The organism is Desulforhopalus sp., assembly GCA_030247675.1.
Classification (GTDB): domain Bacteria; phylum Desulfobacterota; class Desulfobulbia; order Desulfobulbales; family Desulfocapsaceae; genus Desulforhopalus_A.
Map to the genome: position 1 here is coordinate 106,337 of JAOTRX010000008.1, position 20,499 is coordinate 126,835.

A 20,499-nucleotide genomic window follows, 5' to 3' on the forward strand; every position below is an offset into this window, starting at 1 on the left:
ATCACTTACTCAGTACTTTTTTAAAAACCGTCAATTGATAGTAAGGATTATACTTCTCATCAATAACCCTATAGCATTTGTGGCGCACGACATCCCGGAGTACATCTTTTACGGACCAATCCAGGATCCTCCCGGCCAGGTCTTCCGCATCGTTTTCCCGGAAAAAGAATCCGGTTTCTCCGGGAATGATGGCCTCGAACTCGGGCATCTGGTTGGCAAAATTGTCATGCGTGCATACCGGCGTGCCGTGGCTCAGGCAATGGATTGCGGTCAAACCAACATTACCAGGAGAAACACACAGATCCGCTAGACACAGGAGCGCGCTTAGCTTCTGTTCAACGTAGCAAGCACCGTAAAAATGCACAGTAGGATCGGCTCCAGCCAGCGTTTCCAAGGAGGCCCTCTCCTCACCATCACCGATAATCAGCAGATTGTACCGGCAGACCTCCGCATTCAGACGCTTGTGGGCTTCGATCAACAAGTTAAGCTTCTTGGCCGGAGTCAGTCTGCCAATGAAAACGAGCAACGGCAAATTGGGATTCTTGAAAAATGGCAGGTGTTCGAACTTGCATTGCTTACCATGGCCAGCTCGGGTGGCTAGGTGCTGTTCATACTGCAGCGAATTATAGATCACAGATAGAGTTTTATCTCCGAATCCATTCTGTTTCATGATGTCCATAGCCCGATGCCCGTAAAGCAGGTGGTGATGGGCGAGCCGGTTGAATGTAATGCGAAGACTCCTTTTGAGCCAGGACTCCTTACCCGAAAAGCCGTGCCCCCAAAACACGACCCGGATGCCATTCAGCCGAGCAATAGCCGCTGCAATCCAAGTAGAAAGGATGTTCATATCGCCCAGAAAGATCGCGGCATCGGGTTTATTGCGAAAGCAGTGCCGGATGACCCCGATCTGCCAGACAATCACATTGTTTTTCAACCTTATATTAATCAAGTTGTGCAAAACACAAGACTTTGATTTAAAGAATTCCTGACTGAAATCCATTTCGACAATTCCCTTGGCCATAGGTTTGCCGAAAAAGAAGTGGAATTCTAAATCGTTTTGGGTGGCGAGCAGTTCCCAAAGCCGCTGCCGATAATGAGGAGCGATGTTAGTAAAATAGTAAACCGTGGTCACTGCCATTGGTTGCCTAAGGGAAATTGCGTCAATGAACATTGAACAACGAAAAAGACATACCGTGGCGCCTGTATTACCAAATCATTAATTTTGTTTACCCGATGCATTGTTTACCCCAGTGTTCATTTCAACCTCCCCAGAGAATAGCACGCGTTAATGACCGAAAGGTATTGTTGCGTTATATACGGCAATCCATACCTTTCTTCCGCCACCCTGCGCGCCTCCCGAGCGATTCGTTCCCAGCCATTAAGCACTCTTTTTGCGGCAACAACCAGGGCATCAAAATCAGGATAATCCAAGTTCCAGGGATTCGAACCATAGGGGACAACAGCTCCTGCTTGCGATGGTACCAGTTCCCTCAACGCTCCTGTGTCGAAACCAATCACGGGGATGCCACAAGCCAACGCTTCAATCACAGTATTTGGGCAGGCGGCATTCACATCCAGAGACAAGTACACAGCCTCCTTATAGACAGAGGGCAGTTCCGACCGGGTAACCACGCCACGGTAATCGATTTGAGGGGAAAGCCGCAGCCGATTGCGGTTATCCTGAAAACTGCCATACAGAATAAGAGATTTGTAGTTCGAATGCTCAATCAGCCGGTCCTGCAGGTAATTCAGCAGATCAATCGCGTATGGAGAATAATCGAGGTTACCCTCCACGCAAAGGAGCGATACCGGCGCACCCGGCGATCGGGCGTGAGGGACGAAGGTGTCCAGATCGATGCCATTGTGTATAACGGTTTCCATGGCTCGGGAAAAGAAGCCTTTCCGGTGCCACCAGTCCAGGACAAATTTACTTTGGTAAATGACGGCGTCGGCAAAAAAGGAACGGATGGTCTGCATGAGCAGGTTCCTTGTTTCGTTGAGTAACCATTGCTTCATACTGGTCTGGATCTTCAGGTGGAGCCAGTTCATTCCATCAAGCCTATGCACTATAGGCACACCTTTATTTCTCAATCGCCACAACCAGATCAATCTTTTTGTTCCTCCAACCACAAACACCACATCCGGTGTAACGTTATCCTCAAGATATACCACTATCCAACCCATATTCTTAAGGGCCTTTTCAAATCGTATCTGGAAGCTACCAGGCCCTCCATGCCTCTGAGGTTTATGTGGAAATCCGATAGTGAGAGCCCTGCATTCTTTCATCTATTTACCTAGGGTTTGCTTAAAAAAATGCGCTGGCCTTTTGCATTCAAATATGCGGGCCTGGCAACTGTTCATTGTTTCGATCCCCTCTAGTGGAGGATAGAAAAATTATCAAAAATTCAAGCGCCCTATTGGATGATATTTTAGAACTCCCATCCATGGACAGTTACCTTTGGTGCCGTTTTTAATCTATCAACAACAAATGATTTGTTGCGGATAAATAAAGTATTCCCTAACCCAGAGTTCTTTCCGTTAAGGTTAATGAGTGTTCGGCTGAATGGGTTGTATGAAAATGTTTCAAAACCGTAATTATACATCAAGTCAATAATTTGGGATTCATCGAATCCGTAACGCGAGCCATTTCCATTTAACTCCATAATCACTGCATGCAACATCTGGTTGTTTAAGATTTTTTGTGAACCGTTAAGGACTGAAGTTTCATATCCTTCAACGTCAATCTTTATCAGTGATGGCAACTCACCTTGTAGAGCGGTATCCACTGCAGCCACCTCAACGTTAATGGTGTTGTCACATTGCTCACCAAACGCAAGCACGTGATTCATAGTGTCACTATCGCTGGTGAAAGTTATTGTTCCTTGTTGAACGCCTAAACCTTTGTTTATACATTTTACTTTTTCCTCCAAATGGTTAAGGCGCACGTTTTCGACTAATCTCTTGTAAGTGTTTGGAACGGGCTCGAATGCAACGCCTCTTGATCCAACAGCAGCACACGCAAGAATGGTATATGAGCCAACGTTTGCACCAATATCAACAAAAAGATCTTCGGCTCGTAAGAAATGGAGCAGAAATCCCATATCTGGAAACTCGTGGAGGCCAACGTAAATATTGCCGGTTAAACCTGTTTCTCCGTTTCTGACCAAAAACTTCGAGCCATTAACCCAGTCATAGACAATTGCCCCTGAAACCAACCTACTTCCAATCTGCCACTTTATAAAATGGATAACAGAACTGAGCTTGTGCCCACGGTTTAACGGGTGATTTGCTATTAGCTTAATGATATTAAATAAATACATCCGACTTCCTTCTTTTACAATCCAAGTCATCCTTTAAAACTATACCAGAACATCTTTTAAAGCATGGCTACGCTTTAAATATTTCAGATCTTACTGCATCTTGAGAATCGCTTAATTGAAGTAAACCAACATCTTTTTACAAGAATACATCCTCCAAAATCTTCCGACAGTCTCTTCCTGTCAGACATTTCCCCTGATGAAGACCCCATCTTGACTATGTCCCATTTTACTTAGCGTCATCACAAATTGTACTCAACAACAAACTGATTAAGGCTTTTTAGAATGTTCAATCAGTCTACCCAATTGTTCAGTGTGCATGAATTCGACATCTGGCCAATTGTGTATTATGCGCCGCAGGAGTTCCCTGAGCAGTTTAAGATTTTTATCCCGGTTCCGCACATCAATAAATCCGATGTAGTTAAGCCGGTGGGAGCCAATAATGGCCGGTTTCGACCATCGGAAAGCAGTCTGGATGCGCTTCAGGCACTCGTCAACCCAATCGATGCCTTCCATGAGACTTGGTTCAAAGAAACAGTTCCTGACCAGGAAAATCTGGCCGTCTCGGTTTTGCTGACCAGTAAAATGGTACTTTTTCCTGAATTGACGTTCGAGGGAAGGTTGATACTGAAAGGGTATGCCCTGTAAAAAGGACACCCCAAGAGTGTTCAACAAAGGCTCAATATCGGTGTCCCATAGGTAGCAAGGAGCGATGAATGACCGCGACCTGTAGCCAAAAATTTCTTCAAATATTCGAGTGCCATCCTCCAACATTTCACGGAGTTTTTCCTTCTGCTCATTAGTTTTGTAATCCAGGGAAGCCATTAAATTCTTCCTTTTGGAAATCGGGTTCCCCATGGACACCCCGAACAGGTGATGATTGAAAGCCTGCAAAAACTCTTTTCGCTGGGTGCTCAGCGCCTCCATCCACTGACCGACGTTCACATGTTCACGACCGTGAAACTGCGGATAAAAGATACGGTTAGCCATCCCCTCACGCCATAAACTGAACGAGCGCCGATGACAGGGGTATCTTTGCAGTGTTTCGGTAAAGCGTTCGTAGTAATATACTTTGAAATCGCTTTCCCTTATCCTCTCGAAATCCGGATTGGCAACAACGGTATTGGCAGTAATGACGGGAGAATTCCCGCGCTTGTCATAGAAAGACGTTAATACTTCAAACAGGAGACTGAGATCATCTTCACTGGCCAAGGCATCGTAACGATTATATGGGTCAACATCGACTTTCTGTCCTGCTTGCAACAAGGCCCGATAAGCTTCTGGCGACGACATACGGATGCTTCCCCAATCATCGGATTCAATAACCACAATCCTACGACTGGAACGCCATCCAAGGGCGTTAAGCGCATTTCGAGCCAAGAGTCTTTTGGTTATCGAAAACAATTTCAGGGGACTATCGAATAATAACAAAGGCCACACTTTATCCCCATGAATTTTTCTTAAACAGCAGTGACTGAGGCGGGACGTCAATTGTGATCACGAAATCAACTAGTGCTATTTTTCTGTTTATTAATTCAATATATTAAGCCGTGCATTGATTGCCGAACATTAAAGTGTATTTGGTCATTGGATGCCTAAAGAATGATTGTATCTTACTTGGTAGTTTCTGTAGAGATCGCATGATGCCATCAACTCTCTTGTATAGTTCCCATCCATTTTTAGTGGTTTGCCTGCCGATCTTATGATTTTTCAAATAATTCCAGACATGTTCATCGGGATTCAACTCGGGAGAATACGGAGGCAAATAGAAGAGTCTCAGTTTGCCTTGCGTGTTCTTGACAAAGTCACGAACCTCAGTGGATCGATGGACAGGGTGGTTATCAATAATCAAAAAGATCGGCTGCGAGGCCCCGGCAATAAGTCGCTTAAGAAATGTGATAAAAACCGAGGAGTTCACGTTGTCTTCGGTAACCATGAAACGCATGACGCCGCGCTGATTGATGGCAGAGATCAAATTCACTCTATGCCTGGCTCCTGTGGTCTTTACCACGGGTGTTTCCCCTCGTGGCGCCCAGGTGGTGCCAGAGTGATAATCAGAACGCACAGAAGATTCGTCGCCAAAGAAAATCTCAGCCTTCTGTTCACGGGCAAGTTTTTGAATTTCAGGAAAATCCTTAGCCATCCATTCAACAACCAGCAGCTCGTCCTGCTGAAAGGCACGTCGCTGGGGACGTTGTGGGCTCAAACCAATTTTCTTCAGCAAACGGCCAACCGAGACTTCACTCAGTCGAACACCGAACTCTCGCTTGATCAACTCACGGATCATGCCGCGAGTCCACAGTGCAAACTCAAATTTCAGTTGCCGAGGATCAGCCCCCACAACCAACTTGTAAATCTTCTTCAGATGGTGACCAGCAAGTTTCGGAGTCTTGCCGGGCGCCTTGCGCCTGCGAAGAGCATCTATGCCGCCTTCTCTATACTTCGCAATCCATTCATAGATGCGAGGCCGGGTGAGCCCCAGGGCTTTGATAACTACCTCAGGGCTCTCACCGGCCTCAACTCGCTTTACAGCTCTGATGCGAATCTCTTCCAGCGCCTTTCGATCAATTTTTCTGCCGTCAAGTTCATTCATGAACGGAGTATAACATATGTACGCTAATTAATGAACTAATTAATAAAAGAACAGACGAGGGGGGAAGGAAGCCAAGTTTTTCCTGGTGAATTGTAGGTTGTGGAAAAGCTTAATGTATTCTGTAATCTCCTGGACGGCCTCTTGCCAGATTTTATAATGACGATAAATAACGAGGTCGGTCTTCAGTGTTCCTCAAAGACTCACCAGGGGGTGTTATCGTAACAGTTTTCCAGCCTCTCGTGGACCGCATCTTGAACTGGTCAAGTAATTTCCTGTAATCATGTGTATAGTAATGGCTCCCACGATCCTTGTGGAGGATAAGCCCGGCTCTAGGACATTTGGCGTTCCCTCGAAAAAAGATGGCTGACCAGATTCTTCGTCATGCCAGTAGCCATGGTCAACCTACGAATCCCGATCACACAAACTCCTGTGTCCGACAAGATAGAGTCACTTCTGCTTCTTCCCGGAACTCTTTCATGTACCGGCCTTGAGTGATTTCTTCCATGGATAGCACTTCCGTTTTGCCTACTAATATATTTTCAAAACTTTGGTGTCTATTTATTCAACTTACTCCATTTAGAGTCCTATTCAAAAAAACCAATTTCATAACCGCTCCCTAGTTGGAGATCTTATCGTTTTTAAATAATAAAATTGATCTTTTGGCAAAATAACCGACAATCGAATACCCTTTTGTGTGAAGCAGTCGAATCACCTCAACTACAGTCGTCTCTTCGTTTATGCCTCTTTCAGGCCCACAATCCACGCTAATGAATCTCGTTCGAGCCAAGGTCTTCACAGCACCTCTTAAAATTTCTGGCTCCGCCCCTTCAGCCTCAAGTTTAATCAACTTAATGACAGCACCATCAACAAAATTCGATACATCATCTCTGGCCATGACATCATCTAAACTGAATACGGATATAGTGCTTTTACGTTCAAAATCCCTTGGCTCAATCAGTGATGTATCACTCGTATTATTTTTAAAAAATATCTCTTTCTCGCCACTTTCCGCCCAGAGCGCTAAGTTCAAGGCTAGATATCTTTCATGCGATGTGTTGCGAAGTAGACACTGGAACTCCTTCTGATCCGGCTCAATTCCGATAGCTTTAGCCCGATAAGTCTCACAAACGAATTTGGAGACCTCACCAATATTCGCTCCGATATCTATTACAACATCTTCTGGTTGCAATCCAACCTCCGCAAGCATGTATTCGGAAGCCAGCGTCGACAATCTATGCGCCACTCCTTTCGAAAATCTATGTATTCTCTCGGGCCTGCTAATCTCGATAGAATTGACATTTGATTCCAACACTAAAATAGAATCGTTTGCGCTTATGTAAGAAGCAGTAACTGGGTAACGAAAGATAATCGTGTTGAGGATCCGAAACCATCTCTCCCAACCACTCCCCGTCGCATGCCTAAGGAGTGAAGTCCCAACCCCATAAACATACCTTTTAGCCAATTCAAAGCGCATCTTACCACCTCATTATCCGTGTATGAAGTTATCCTTTTACAAAACCTACACCACGGGCCGTGGCATTTCAGATTCCTGCTTAGAAGCAAGAATCTCTTTATACGCACCAAGTAGTTGTTTCTTGACTAGCTCCGGGGAATGCCTTTTCAGTGCCCTTTCACGCGCACACTCACCCAATGCACGAGCAAACCCAGGATCATTCTTTAGTTGAGCAATAGCGCCCGCCAAACCAAGAGGATCCCCAGGCTGGACTAATATTCCGTCCTCTCCATCCCGAATGTACGAACCGCTTCCGCCAGCCAGCGTAGCCACACAAGGCATGCCCAAACACATCGCCTCCGCTAAATTATTCGGGCTATTTTCCATATATGAGGCCATCACATATACATGAGCTTCACACATTTTCCGGATTAACGATTCTGGATTCAAGCGCCCACATAATTGAAATGATCGATCTGGAAAACGGACTCCCATTTTCTTCCGTGCCGCTTTCACGGACATAGAGCTGGATGAAATACCCGCAATAGACCACTCGACAGGGATGTCATTCTCATCAAGAAGCGCCGCCGCTTCGGCGAGCACGTCAAAGCCCTTCATCAGAGAGTCTCCCAATGTGGTATGAACACGAAACGGTTCTGATGGATTCGGCGATAACCATCTGTTTTTATAGAAATCAGTCCGCAAAGCTCTATCTACATGGAAATAATGACAGGGAGGATTAATTAGCATCGAAATTCGCCGATCCCATTGTGTACGGCCAGAAATAAACTCCGCCTGTCTGATGTAAAGGTGCTCTCGTATCGCTTGTTTTTGTACGTGTCTTTTGTGATTGGCTACCCGCTTGGGAAACAAGGACTGCAAGCTTCCACCATAGTCGTAGAAAAAGGTACGCAAAAACAAGTCATCATATCCACCTTGGATATGTCTTTGAAAAGATCCAAGAATCCCCTGTAACGTCAAAAGCACTGGAATACCTTTTGAGCGAGCTTCCGGCATTAGCCCTCCGAAAGCCTTCTCTGTCCCGTGAATGTCAATAAGATCCGGACGCACCTTTTCTACAATTTCCCTTGCCTGATCCAGTATCGGCCCATCATCATGACCTACGTTAAATAATGAACGTGCCAGAAGCCGGGTGCGCCACGCTCGTGGCCTTATCGCATAACAGGTTAAGAAGTCGCTTTTTATTTCGGCCGGACCGTATGGATCGACATAAGCCACACTCAGTGTCACATCAGCGCAGACAATGCTTGCTAAACCCTCTAGCCATCCACCAGTGCCTGAATTTTTATGAGCCTCAACCATTGTTGGTGTAATGGGTTTGTTTACAAACCATAATACATCCATATTCATCACATTCATAGGCTCAGCGTCAACAACAGAAAATCTGCCGACATATCATATTGATACTTATTAAGGAGTACGTTGATTGCCAGACACAAAAGCAGTTGCTACTCCCTGAAAAGCGCTGATCGTGCTGCAAAATCTTGAAAGATATGTCCGGCAACCAATGACCGTCTTAATAATAAAAAAACAGTACACATGACACAATGAAGAACAACCTATCTCTTCATAATAAATGTTACAGCTTTCGTTCCATTTGCCTTATCGCCCCTCCGGAAGGGCCACCTCTCTCCAGAGCTCGACTGCCCAAAAACGACACCTAATAGACCCATTAGTAGGTAACTGAAGTTATTCATCAGAACGAATTGCCCCACTAAACCACCCACAACCGCATTGGCCATCACAACAGCCCCTACCGTCATAGAAAGATAATTTGAACTACGCGACATAAATATCTTGCCTGCATGCCCGACCATCAACAAGTAGAGAGAGATACCGACAAACCCAACAGCGAATCCATATTGTCTGAGTAGCTCGAGACCGATATTATGGGCACCATATGTAACTTCTTGCATTGAGCCACGCAACGGTTTAAACTCAACCAATGGCGGATGAATAGGAGGAAAGACATTATTAGCATAAACCAACGTCTCCCAAGTTCCAGTCCACAAAACGCCTCGATCACCAAACGCTTTAAATTCCAATGCTGAAAAGATATCGCTCCATGATTCGACATCACGTAGGTTGCTAGCTAGATAACCCGAGGCTCCGCGCTCGCCCGCGGTTATCATCACATAGAACATAACCGAAATTGCAACTCCACATAGCACTTTACCTGTTGAAATTCCCAAAAAGAAATCTCGCCAAAATCTATTTGACAAAATGATTAATAACGCCACCAACACTGTCAACAAAAGTGTGAACGTCACTTCAAGACGCCCAAACACCATTAGTGGGGCAAAAAGTAACGGTGAAATGATTAAAGGCCTGGAGACTATTTTTTTTTGACTACCAATTAAAGAGGCCACCGCAACCACCGTCAATATTGGCAGCGCCAAAAAATAGTATCGAATGTATGCTTCCACTAAGCCGCTTGCATGAACCAGCACGCAGGTCAGTAGAATCCATAACACTCTCTCGATCACGACCTGATTCACCTGCTCCGCAATCAACACCCCGTAGAAAAATCCAAACAAACCAAGATACAACGCCAGATCCACCCCAATTTCGGTTAATGAGTATCCAAGTGCGAAGAATTTCTGTACTGCGACATACCCAAGAAGAGCCATCGGCAACACAGTGACAACATACAAAGCCTGAATACGGTATCGCTGCAGGTCTCGCCATTTGAAAAGCGGTAATATGGCACACCCCAGTAGAATCGTCTGCGACACCAGAGTGCCGGGTAAAAAATGCAAAAGCAACGCTGGAAAATAAGTTGCCTTCACAGTAAACAGCATATACAGAACGTAGGGGATCATAAGAAATTTGAATTGAGGTCCCAGAAAAAAATATCCTGGAAGAAGCAGAAACGCGACTCCTAGATGGAAGAGCCCGGATTTAATGGACAAGCATTTCACTCTGGATCCCATTAAATGTGGTATTCATTTTCATAGACGTATTAAAGTGACCGAATGAATTTATTCATTCTCAAGGCATGCCGACCGTAGTGAAAATGCTGCTCCACCGTCTCCATCCCCCGTTTCCCAATATTCGCCCCAAGCTCTCGTTCATGGTAACAACGTACTACTGCTTTTGCCATTTTTTCGCTGTCATCTGGCGCCACCACGAATGCATTATCCCCATCCACCAGATAGCGATTCGCCTCCAAACCCTCCGCTGCAAAGATCACAGGTCTACCTGAAGCCAGACAGGAGCCGAGTTTCGTAGGAAAATTGTAATGATTCTGAAAGCTTTTCGGTTTATTTATGATATGGGCGAGCGCCCCAGACATTAACCCCTGCAGGTTCCTCTCCGGGCAGAAACCTGTGATAACAATGGCATCATGGAGTCCGTGTTTCGCCAAAATCCTCACAATCCCTTCCCATGTTGAAGATTGAGTGACCTTGTTAGTGAGAAAAAATTTTAATCGAATCCCATATTGTTCGTTAAGCATTTGATGTGCCATCGAGAAGGCATCAAAGACCGCTAAGATACCATCCTTTTGCTCCGACAATGATCCGGCATGAAATAAATAGACTTCTTCCGTTCCGGCCTTGCGCTTAGGAGAGGGAGAGGGAAGATGCTCAGTCAGAATAGGAACTAGGATTTTCTTCGTCTTAGGTGCATATCTTTTAGCGACATCCTCCAGTGCCTGTGAAATCACAATAAACCCATTAGCGAGTGGGAAAACGGCATGCAGGACGAAGGCGCGAAGAAAGTAGCTAACACCTGGAAGGCGCGTAATCCTGCTTCCTTCGGTGGCGTACGGATATTCATTGAGTTCGAGAACGATCTTTTTGCCTCCAACTCTCAGAAGCAGCATCATAAGAAAGCGTGACATCGCCGTGTTGGCATAAATGAAAAATACATCACATTGCCACATTGTGGCGATGGTGTACAACGAAAGCACAATCGGTTCCATATAGGCACGCAGGTACCGCTTCCACAGGCCACCCTTGGCTTCCCGGTTACAAAGCAACCTGAACCGAATGCCTTCACTCTCACCCTCGAATAACCAGCACCGTCCGGGAAGAAGATGAATGTTTTTTGGTGAAACCACCTCTACGTCATCGCCTTGCTCCTGTAGCGCTTTCGCATAGCAACGAATCCGCGATGTTGCTGCAAGACCTTCAGGAAAGCTCGCTAATGTTACAATGCGGATCTTCATAACAGACCCTTGATCACTCGGCAGGGGTTGCCTGCCGCAATCACGTTCTCCGGAATGTCCCTGGTCACGATGCTTCCTGCGCCAATCACGCTATTGCGGCCAATGCTCACGCCTTTCATTACGATCACGTTCACCCCGAGCCAAACATGGTCTCCGATATGGATTGGTTTCGGGGCTCCGGCACGTGGATCATCCGGATGCCAATCCCCATCGGTGATCAGAGTATTCGCACCGCAGCGAACATGGGTCCCGATTGTGATTTCGAGGAAGCAGCCGATCACGGTTCCGCTAAACCCACAATCCGAGCTTACCGTAAGCATCGCACCATCCTGAGCAGAGATGATGCAAGGCCGGTTAATTCCGATTAGATTCGCGTGGGGAGAAGAACGAAACACACAGCGGTCCCCAAACCGAATGGAGGCATTGCGAGCCTTTTGAAACGTGGTGAGTCCATAGAATTTACAACCACGCCCCAACTCTACCCCAGCAAGCCATGAGTTGAGTCTGTTGATAAGTGTCGACGCCACGGCAGCCGCTTCCCTGACACGAACGCGCAAAACATTCCACGCAGACACCCGATTCAACCTGGAACTCACATTGACATCTCGGCCTCGTCTCAAGCCTATGGTGTCACTCTTTTCATTCATGTGCTTGCATCATACAGTCCAGACTCAATATGGATTTACCAACATCGCTTGGATCACTCTTGCTATTATAGCATTTACCTCTAAAGACGCTGCACCTTTGATCAATAAATAGAAAAACGTTTGCTTGAAGGACTGATACCTCCTTAGTGTATGAAAATACGAAACTGTTCGTTCTTTTGGGTAAGTTCATCAAAGCTTCCTTCATCCACAATTCGACCATGTTCGAGAACACAGATACTGTCGCAATCGCGCAGCGTACTCAAGCGGTGGGCGATCATGATGATGGTGATTTCACCGGCCAGGTTTTGCACGGCTTCCATAACAGCTTGTTCCATGAGATTGTCGAGTGCGCTGGTTGCTTCATCAAGTATTAAAACCTTTGGTTGATGATAAAGTGCGCGTGCTATTCCAATGCGCTGGCGCTGTCCGCCGGAAAGACGAGTACCACGCTCGCCGACGAACGTTTGATAGCCCATAGGAAGTTCCCGGGTTACAAACTCATGCAGGTTCGCAACGCTGGCCGCATACTCGACAGCCTCCTGATTGATCTGCTCCTTCTCTATGCCGAATGCGATGTTGGCAGCCACGGTATCGTCGGCGAGGAATATCTGCTGGGGCACATAGCCGAGCGTGCGTTGCCATGAGCGGCGATTCTCTTGAGTGATCTCCGCACCATCCACATACAAAGCGCCACATTGTGGTTTTAATAGACCGAGAATGAGATCGACAGCTGTGGTCTTTCCCGAGCCTGTCCTGCCTACCAGGCCAACTGTTTTGTTTGCCTGAATCTCGAGATTCAGTCCAGCCACAGCAGGACGTGGAGCGTTCGGGTAGCTATAGGTGGCATCTTTTAATTGAATCCTCCGCTCTGGAATCATTCTCTGACTCGAATTAGAATCAGAAACCTCCTCAGCCGCAAGGGCCTGCAGATCGCCATGGAGGCGATCCAATGCAGGTCCAGAGAATCGGAGCGATGTAGCAGTGCGATAGGATTCCTGTAGTGCGGGCATCAAACGATAGCCCGCCAGCGCATAGAGCGCAATCATTGGAAGAGTGTCTTGCAGGCCGTTTCCGCTACGCATCAGGAAAAGCGTCAAAATCAGAATACCGCCGAAGCTGATAATCTCGAGCGCATAGCGCGGTAAAATTCCCATGACATACGCCAGGACTTGCGTACGTGCGAAGCGTTGAGCTGGCCCATCAAAACGCCTAAGTGCAACATCTTCCAATGCACCAAGCTTAAGCTCCTTAATGCCACCAAAGGTTTCACTAACCACCTTGAAACGTTTCTCGTTGGCTGCCACGCGTTCGGTTCCTACGCGGTCAAGCATCCGACGCAGTCCGATATAAATCATGGAATAGGCGCCGCCCATGGCAATACCAACCACTAAAGCAACAATCGGGTTTACTACTACCAGCAGCAGAAGAACCGCAACAACGACAGTGATGCGAGCCAGGTATTCCATGAGTGGCACCAGAGCACCTCTCACTACCAATTGCGCCTCACTCAACACACTCTTACCAAGATCCGCGCTATGTTGGTTGAGAAACCATTCGTAAGGCTGCCGCAAATAACCTGCCAGAAGTCGGCGACCGACCGAATATTCACGCATCTGCGTGAAATGAGAAATTGCCCACGTCGTGAACGCTTTAGAAGAGATGGAGATGATGAGAGCAACGAACACCATAACTCCGAGAAAAAGAAGGAACCGCCCCGGATCGGTAAATTCGAGCGCGGAATAAACGGTGTTCAGGTAAACGTTGTCCTTGACCATATCCGGGTTAACCAACACTGCCATGAACGGCATAATCGAGGCAATGCCAATTACCTCTAATAAGGCTACAATGAGACTCATAATGAACAATAGGTAGCTCTGGCGACGCTCTCTGGGAGAGAGGAGCGCCAGAACTTTCCGGATTAAAGCTAGCATTTGGGTGTATTGAGTTAGCGTTTGGTGAGTGGCTGGTCTTCTGAGGTCGGTCTTCAATAGTGGATACCAGACCTCTCAGTATTTTTTTCTCTAAATATTCTCTTTCAAAAGTATCTTGTGAACAATATCCAAGTCTTTACTTTATTCATTGTCGATTATAAATAATCTCTATGTTATTCAAACAGCTCTATTTCAACCTAATTCTTTGAGGTGTAGTTTCTGTGATGAAACAGCTTGGCTTTTGAGGGCCCCAGAAACTCTCCATTGGGGGGTATACCCCAAGGAGATAGGTTGCGTGCTCATAATATTTCCTTTACAGCTCTCAGAAACTTGCACAAAATTGCCACAATACTCATGTAAAGGTTGAGAAACATTACTGACTGCCCCGATCAGAATAAACAATCAGACCTTAGCTGGATGCTTTGTTGTAACCACCGCCTGGGATAATGATTGATCTCGCGTCAAAGTCGGGTAAGTATTCGGGGATAATTTTTTTCAGCACTTCTTTTATCCCACGAGAATCATGTACTTTCGCCTTGCTTGCAAGTTCGCTCAGCAAAACCTCGATCTCACTATAAGGTTTTCCATCTCCATGCAGCACCATGATTTTTTCGTGCGTTGTCGGGACGATACCTTCTCCTTCGGTAATCAGCTCTTCATAGAGTTTTTCGCCAGGGCGAAGACCGGTGTAAACGATTTTAATATCACTTTCCGGTTCGTATCCCATAAGCTTAATGAGATCAAAGGCCAGGTTGGCAATCTTTATCGGTGCTCCCATCTTTAACAAAAAGATTTCCCCGCCCTTCCCCATGGCCCCGGCTTGGAGGATAAGCTGGGCTGCCTCCTCAACCGACATGAAATAACGGGTAATTTCCGGATCGGTAACCGTTACCGGACCGCCGTTTTCTATCTGGTGTTTGAACAGGGGAATAACCGAACCGGAAGACCCCAGAACATTGCCGAAACGGACGGCCATGAAGGTAGTATTATGACAGGCGGTGTTCAAGGTGTCTGTCTCCGGGCTTTGACAATCTGCAGGTATTTTCTTTCTGCCATTGTTTCCCATCGATTGCTGCCATTGTTCCCGGCAGTGCGCCAGCATAAGGAGTTCGGTAAGCCTCTTTGAGGCGCCCATAACATTGGTTGGGCGTACTGCTTTATCGGTAGAGACGAGGACGAAACGTTCGGTATTATAAAAAATGGCGGTCTCAATCAGATTGCGAACGGCAAAGACATTATTGAAAATCGCCTCCCAAGGGTTGGCTTCAACCAGAGGCACATGTTTATAAGCTGCGGCATGGAAGACAACGGAAGGTGCGTATTCGCAGAAGAGGGAATTGAGCAAGTCTCTGTTCTGGATCTTCCCTAAAACCGGAACATAGCCTTGGAAATGATGCTCATGCTGCAATTCCATCTGGATTTTATACAGATTCTCTTCACCGGCATCGAGCAGAATGATGGTTTTCGGTTCAAAATTGAGAATCTGCCGGCATAGCTCGGAACCAATCGAGCCGCCTGCCCCGGTTACCAGGATTGTCCGGCCGGTCAGATATTTGCCGATCTCCTTTTGATCGAGGTGCACCGTCGGCCGGCCCAGCAAGTCCCTATAGGATATTTCACGACTGGAGGTCACGCTCAGTCGGCCCTTAATGATCTCACCCATGCTCGGCAACACCTTGAATTTGGTATTTGCCTGCTGACAGATCTCGACAATCCGTTTCATCTGTTCGCCGGTTGCCGACGCAACCGCAATAAGGACCTCCTCAGCCCTGGTCCTGGCAATGCATTCCTTCAGTGTATCGACACCTCCGACTACCGGTATGTCATGAATCTTTAAACCTTGCTTTCTTGGATCGTCGTCTACCAAACCAACGACCTGGTAGAGGACGCTGACGTTGTCTCTGATCTCACGAATAACCTTTTCGGCGGCAGCGCCGGCACCAATGAGCAACAGCCTTTTCTTTCGCTTCTTTTCATTGTCCTGGGCAAACCATAAGGTGAGATCCTTGGTCTGCAGGAGATAGCGGATTGTGCCGCGATGACAGCAGATAAGTAAAAAGGTAAAAACCCCATCCATGAAAAAAACCGACCGGGACAGGCCATCAAAGCGGTTCATATAAAGAACACTCATAATTATGAAACCTGACGATACCGCCACCGCCTTGGTAATATTAAGCAGATCGGCAATACTGGTATAGCGCCACATACCACGATAGAGGCCGAAAAAATAAAAAACAGGAATTTTGGTTACTATCAGGATGGGGAAGAAAAGCAGAATTTGCGGGAGTTGATTAACGATTAGCCCTTCAAATCTAACCATATAGGCAAGTAAATGGGCAATCAGGATAAGGGCACTATCGACCAGAAGAACAATCCAGAAATTTGTGCGCAGGGCGAGATTCCAGAGAATTCTGGGTTGTTCGTTGAAGGCATTGATGAGCTTAGTTCGCATATGTACCTTCCCATTCCGGGATCTTTCTTGTCAATGTACGTCAAACACCTGTCCCCGAATCGATGCCATCCGGGTAAATGAGCAAAGAATTATACTCCTACAATATAAAATGGAAAATGCAATGGAAACTGCACGGAAACCAACGGCATCCCGGATGGTTTCCGTTTTCGATGGCAGGAGCCTCGATCCTCTTGTCCTCGTAGAACAAAGTGGTTTTGGGCTTCTTGATTTCTCAGGCCGGGGTGCGGGATTATGCCCTTGCGATATAAAGCTACTTCCTTAAAAAGGAAGTGCCCTACCCTGCCAAATCATACATTGCTATTAAGCCCTAACGCCAAAGCGAGAGTCCTTCGAGCCTCTTCATCTCCATGTACCAAACGGATCTCCTGAGGCGGCTGGGGCATCGACCGCACCCAGTCGACAAGCACCCTCTGATCGGCATGGGCTGAATAGGCAGTGAGGATGTGTACCCCTGCTTTAACAGGAGTTTTCTTCTCGATTATCCTTCTGCCGGGTGTACCTTCGGCCTGATAGCCGACAAAAAATATGTCGTTTTTGGGATCATCAAGCCCATGTTTGAGATGGTCGACGATTCGCCCGCCGGTACACATGCCGCTGCCGGCGATGATAATGGCCGGGCCGTTGATATCCAAAAGGGTTTTATGATCCTGATATTTCGCCACTGCATAAAGGCCCTTAAAGTCGAAGGGATGGTCGCCTCTTGCCTTGAGATGCTTCGCCTCTTCATCCCAGTAATTCTCAAGGTTTGAATAGATTTTGGTGATCTCCAGCCCCAGCGGAGAATCGATAAATACGGGAACCTTGAGGCCGATTCTATCCAGCTCATACAGCAGCTCCTGGGTTCTGCCCAAGGCAAAGGCCGGGATATAAACGATACCTTTGTCGGCAAGGGCTTTTTGCAGCAATTTTCGCAAAGCCTCAATTCGACCTTTGCGGCTGGGATGCAGCCTGTCGCCGTAGGTGGATTCGAGGATGAGAAGATCGCAGGCATCCGGCGGGTCGGGATCGGGCAGGATCGGGGTGCCTGCGCAGCCGAGATCGCCGGAGAACAGCACCCGATATTCACCAGCTGGAGAGGTTGATGCTTCAGGAAAGGTGAGCAAAATAAAACACGAGCCGAGGATATGCCCGGCATTGCCCAGCTTGAAAGTAATCCCTTTCTTGAGGGTAAAGGTCTCCTGCAGTTCAAAGCCCCAGGACATTTCTTCAATCAAGGTCTCTAGGCGCTGGACCTCCTGGTCGGTTTTCGCCGAGAACGACATGGCGTCGCGGAGCATGGGCTGCAGCAGTGCCTTGGTGGCATGGGTGCAGATGATCTCGCCGCGAAACCCGGCTTCGATCAGATCCGGCACCCGGCCGATATGGTCGATATGGGCGTGGGTCAGGAAAAGATAGTCGATCTGGCTGGGTTGTACCGGGAAGTCGGCAAAGGGCAATACCGGATCGTCACCCTGGGAGGTACCGCAATCAACGAGGATATTAATGCCCTCGGGCGTCCCCGGCCGGGTCTCAATCAGATGACAGGAGCCGGTGACGCACTCTTTTGCGCCGAGGTGGGAGATTTTCGTATTTATCGTACTAATGCCCTCCCTTTTCACTGAGTAACCAATCGCGAGCAGCAACAACCGTCACCGCAGAGGGGATGTCTAACGATACGGGTCGGTCAAGGGCAATCAGTACCGGTTCGGCCCGGGGAAAGTCTTTCATCGCATCGAGTAATCCTCTGATTTCTCGGGAAAACGTTGCCGGCTGATCAACGCTGGCACATACCTGGATCAATTCTTCGTGGCCTTCGACATAGCGTGCATGGAAATCAACCTCAAAGCCTTGTATGGTCCGTACATAGGTAACTTCCGCAGCACGTCTGTCCAACTCCAGGAACACAGCAGTTTCAAGGGCGTGGCCGAGGTTGGCTTTACCCGACCGATCAAAAATCGGAATCAAACCGGCGTCAATGGGGTAGACCTTACGCGGATTAACCCTGCGGCGCCGTTCCGAATCGGTGGCGATAGCTATGCTGCGTAACAGAAAAGTGTCCTCAAGATAGCCCAGGTACGTGTGCAATGTTTCTTTGCCGACTGCAATACCTTGAGATTTCAGGTCTAAATGGAATTTATTGATACTGAAAGTGCCTGCCGCATTGCCCAGCAGCTGGCGCACCATCCAACGCAATACCAGCGGTTGTGAGATTCCATGACGTTCCACGACATCGCGCAGCAGCACAACATCCACATAGCCATTCAATAAGGCGATACGATTAGCGGCATCCAGCCCCTGCACCTCGGGAAAACCACCTTGCTTCAGATAGCTGAGGAGGTGGTTGTCGAGCAGGGAGCGTATGGATTTCGACAAGTATTCCGGCGATTTCAGCGGCTCCACCCCCCTGTGGCGCAAGCTCTCGCGGAAGCTGAACGGCAGAACAACGGCTTCCATGGCACGGCCTCGCATGCTGGTGGCCACTTCACGCGAGAGCATCCGAGCAGAAGAGCCGGAGAGAAACAGATCAATTTTTTCGCTGTCGAGAAGCCGGCGAGCAAACATTTCCCAGCCGGGGATGACCTGAATTTCATCAAGAAAAAAGGTGGCCCGCTGCTGGTCCCGCCATTTCGGATAAAGGCGATAATATTCCTCCACCAGCATATCAAGGTCTTTTGCCTGCATGCCTGCCAGGCGCTCATCCTCAAAGCTGAAATACAACAACCCTTCACGCGGTGTCCCTTGGGCAAAACGCTCAGCCAGGATTTGCCAGAGCAGACTGGTTTTACCCGCACGCCGCATCCCAATCACGGCGGTTGCCTTGTTTGGTACGGCTGGCAACCAGATATCACGGCGCGTCAACACCGGAATGGCTGCATCGAGCGAATCGACAATTTTTTGTCGAACAACCTGACGAAATTGATCTCCCATGAAGGATACTTTACAGATTATTTAACCTTATTGGAAGGATAATGTTGCCATAAAATACCACCTGAAGGAGAATCTGTTTCGACTTCCAGTTTATTTTCAATACCCAGCCCACTTCGTATCGACCTGCTGCTGCACCTTGGCGACTATCTCCGGATCAAGCGACTTGAACCTGCCCTGGGTCTTAAAATATTCCGACACCGGCAGCCGTTTTTTGCCGAGCAGATTAAGCGAAGGCCCGGTCAGGGTAAACTTGCCGTCGACAATTTCGTACAGATCGAAAAGGCCAGTTTGAACCGCCAGCTTGCCAACCTTGATGGTGTACCGTGTTTCAAAGCTCCAGCCCGGCGGGCACGGGGTGTGAACGTGAATATATCTCGGCCCGGCAATGGTCGTGGCTTTTTTTACTTTATCATAAAAATCAAGAGGATAGGCAGCAGAAGCGGTGGCTACGTAGGGGATACCGTGGGCGGCAATGATTGCCGGGACGTCCTTTTTCTCCTGGAGCTTGCCCTTGATGGGGGTCGTCGTGGTCAGAACACCCTGGGGGGTGGTTCCCGATCGCTGGACACCGGTATTCATATACGCCTCATTGTCATAGCATATATAGATGATGTCCTCGCCCCGCTCACAGGCGCCGGAAAGGGCCTGAATACCGATATCGCCGGTCCCCCCGTCACCCGCCCAGGCAACGACGTTGACGCCTGTCTTCTTCAGGGCCTTCATTGCCCCGCGCACCCCGGTTGCTGCGGCGCCGGTCGAGGCAAAGGGCACATTGACACAGGGAAGTTTGGTAGAGGCCACTGGATACAGGCCCTGCAACACGGTAAGGCAGCTGGGCGGCACCACCAGAATGGTATTTTTACCGAGTGCCTTCAAGCCGATACGATAGACAATCGACAAACCACAGCCCGAGCAGGCCCGGTTCCCCGGATGGACGAACTCTTCTTCAGTCAAGTTTAAAATAGTAGTTGCTTTTGCCATGGTAG

The 20,499-nt window shown here is 47.9% G+C and carries 15 protein-coding genes; all 15 read right to left on the bottom strand.

The window, feature by feature from the left end; all coding sequences use genetic code 11:
- Window position 1: 1 nt before the first annotated feature.
- The 15 genes from OEL83_16670 to OEL83_16740 all read right to left on the bottom strand — a co-directional run bounded on the left by OEL83_16670 (window position 2) and on the right by OEL83_16740 (window position 20,494).
- Complete coding sequence (locus OEL83_16670; protein ID MDK9708678.1) at window positions 2–1,138, bottom strand: glycosyltransferase family 4 protein; 1,137 nt, start codon at window positions 1,136–1,138, stop codon at window positions 2–4.
- Window positions 1,139–1,254: 116 nt separating this feature from the next.
- On the bottom strand, window positions 1,255–2,172 hold the full coding sequence (locus OEL83_16675; GenBank protein ID MDK9708679.1) for a glycosyltransferase family 4 protein: 918 nt from the start codon (window positions 2,170–2,172) through the stop codon (window positions 1,255–1,257).
- A gap of 257 nt (window positions 2,173–2,429) precedes the next feature.
- Window positions 2,430–3,320, bottom strand: coding sequence for an FkbM family methyltransferase (locus tag OEL83_16680; GenBank protein ID MDK9708680.1), 891 nt, complete (start codon window positions 3,318–3,320; stop codon window positions 2,430–2,432).
- 267 nt (window positions 3,321–3,587) lie between these two features.
- Entirely contained in the window at window positions 3,588–4,610 is a 1,023-nt protein-coding gene (locus tag OEL83_16685) for a hypothetical protein (GenBank protein ID MDK9708681.1), read from the bottom strand.
- Between the two features lie 250 nt (window positions 4,611–4,860).
- The gene (locus OEL83_16690; protein MDK9708682.1) at window positions 4,861–5,910 is read right to left on the bottom strand and encodes an IS630 family transposase; all 1,050 of its coding nucleotides are present in this window, start codon (window positions 5,908–5,910) and stop codon (window positions 4,861–4,863) included.
- Between the two features lie 616 nt (window positions 5,911–6,526).
- Entirely contained in the window at window positions 6,527–7,141 is a 615-nt protein-coding gene (locus OEL83_16695) for an FkbM family methyltransferase (GenBank protein ID MDK9708683.1), read from the bottom strand.
- A 288-nt stretch (window positions 7,142–7,429) separates the two neighbouring features.
- Window positions 7,430–8,743 carry a glycosyltransferase gene (locus OEL83_16700; protein MDK9708684.1) on the bottom strand — a complete coding sequence of 438 codons (1,314 nt, stop codon included), beginning with the start codon at window positions 8,741–8,743 and terminating at the stop codon, window positions 7,430–7,432.
- 200 nt (window positions 8,744–8,943) lie between these two features.
- Window positions 8,944–10,185: a hypothetical protein gene (locus OEL83_16705; protein MDK9708685.1), complete on the bottom strand. Its 1,242-nt coding sequence runs from the start codon at window positions 10,183–10,185 to the stop codon at window positions 8,944–8,946.
- 161 nt (window positions 10,186–10,346) lie between these two features.
- Window positions 10,347–11,555, bottom strand: coding sequence for a glycosyltransferase (locus OEL83_16710; protein MDK9708686.1), 1,209 nt, complete (start codon window positions 11,553–11,555; stop codon window positions 10,347–10,349).
- Window positions 11,552–11,875 carry a hypothetical protein gene (locus OEL83_16715; GenBank protein MDK9708687.1) on the bottom strand — a complete coding sequence of 108 codons (324 nt, stop codon included), beginning with the start codon at window positions 11,873–11,875 and terminating at the stop codon, window positions 11,552–11,554. Before OEL83_16715 ends, OEL83_16710 begins: the two co-directional genes overlap by 4 nt.
- A 470-nt stretch (window positions 11,876–12,345) precedes the next feature.
- Window positions 12,346–14,190 (bottom strand): ABC transporter ATP-binding protein/permease, encoded by a 1,845-nt coding sequence (locus tag OEL83_16720; GenBank protein ID MDK9708688.1) that lies wholly within the window; start codon window positions 14,188–14,190, stop codon window positions 12,346–12,348.
- Between the two features lie 352 nt (window positions 14,191–14,542).
- On the bottom strand, window positions 14,543–16,453 hold the full coding sequence (locus OEL83_16725; protein MDK9708689.1) for a polysaccharide biosynthesis protein: 1,911 nt from the start codon (window positions 16,451–16,453) through the stop codon (window positions 14,543–14,545).
- Window positions 16,454–16,893: 440 nt separating this feature from the next.
- Window positions 16,894–18,228, bottom strand: a complete 1,335-nt coding sequence (locus OEL83_16730; GenBank protein ID MDK9708690.1) for an MBL fold metallo-hydrolase — start codon at window positions 18,226–18,228, stop codon at window positions 16,894–16,896.
- Window positions 18,185–19,513: an ATP-binding protein gene (locus tag OEL83_16735; GenBank protein MDK9708691.1), complete on the bottom strand. Its 1,329-nt coding sequence runs from the start codon at window positions 19,511–19,513 to the stop codon at window positions 18,185–18,187. Before OEL83_16735 ends, OEL83_16730 begins: the two co-directional genes overlap by 44 nt.
- 96 nt (window positions 19,514–19,609) lie before the next feature.
- Entirely contained in the window at window positions 19,610–20,494 is an 885-nt protein-coding gene (locus tag OEL83_16740) for a thiamine pyrophosphate-dependent enzyme (GenBank protein MDK9708692.1), read from the bottom strand.
- Window positions 20,495–20,499 lie beyond the last annotated feature (5 nt).

Coding starts and splice junctions, on each gene's coding strand:
- OEL83_16670 (MDK9708678.1), bottom strand. CDS start 1,138: ATGGCAGTGACCACGGTTTACTATTTTACTAACATCGCTCCTCATTAT.
- OEL83_16680 (MDK9708680.1), bottom strand. CDS start 3,320: ATGTATTTATTTAATATCATTAAGCTAATAGCAAATCACCCGTTAAAC.
- OEL83_16685 (MDK9708681.1), bottom strand. CDS start 4,610: ATGTCGTCGCCAGAAGCTTATCGGGCCTTGTTGCAAGCAGGACAGAAA.
- OEL83_16690 (MDK9708682.1), bottom strand. CDS start 5,910: ATGAATGAACTTGACGGCAGAAAAATTGATCGAAAGGCGCTGGAAGAG.
- OEL83_16700 (MDK9708684.1), bottom strand. CDS start 8,743: ATGAATGTGATGAATATGGATGTATTATGGTTTGTAAACAAACCCATT.
- OEL83_16705 (MDK9708685.1), bottom strand. CDS start 10,185: ATGCTGTTTACTGTGAAGGCAACTTATTTTCCAGCGTTGCTTTTGCAT.
- OEL83_16710 (MDK9708686.1), bottom strand. CDS start 11,555: ATGAAGATCCGCATTGTAACATTAGCGAGCTTTCCTGAAGGTCTTGCA.
- OEL83_16715 (MDK9708687.1), bottom strand. CDS start 11,875: ATGCTTACGGTAAGCTCGGATTGTGGGTTTAGCGGAACCGTGATCGGC.
- OEL83_16725 (MDK9708689.1), bottom strand. CDS start 16,453: ATGGTTAGATTTGAAGGGCTAATCGTTAATCAACTCCCGCAAATTCTG.
- OEL83_16735 (MDK9708691.1), bottom strand. CDS start 19,513: ATGGGAGATCAATTTCGTCAGGTTGTTCGACAAAAAATTGTCGATTCG.
- OEL83_16740 (MDK9708692.1), bottom strand. CDS start 20,494: ATGGCAAAAGCAACTACTATTTTAAACTTGACTGAAGAAGAGTTCGTC.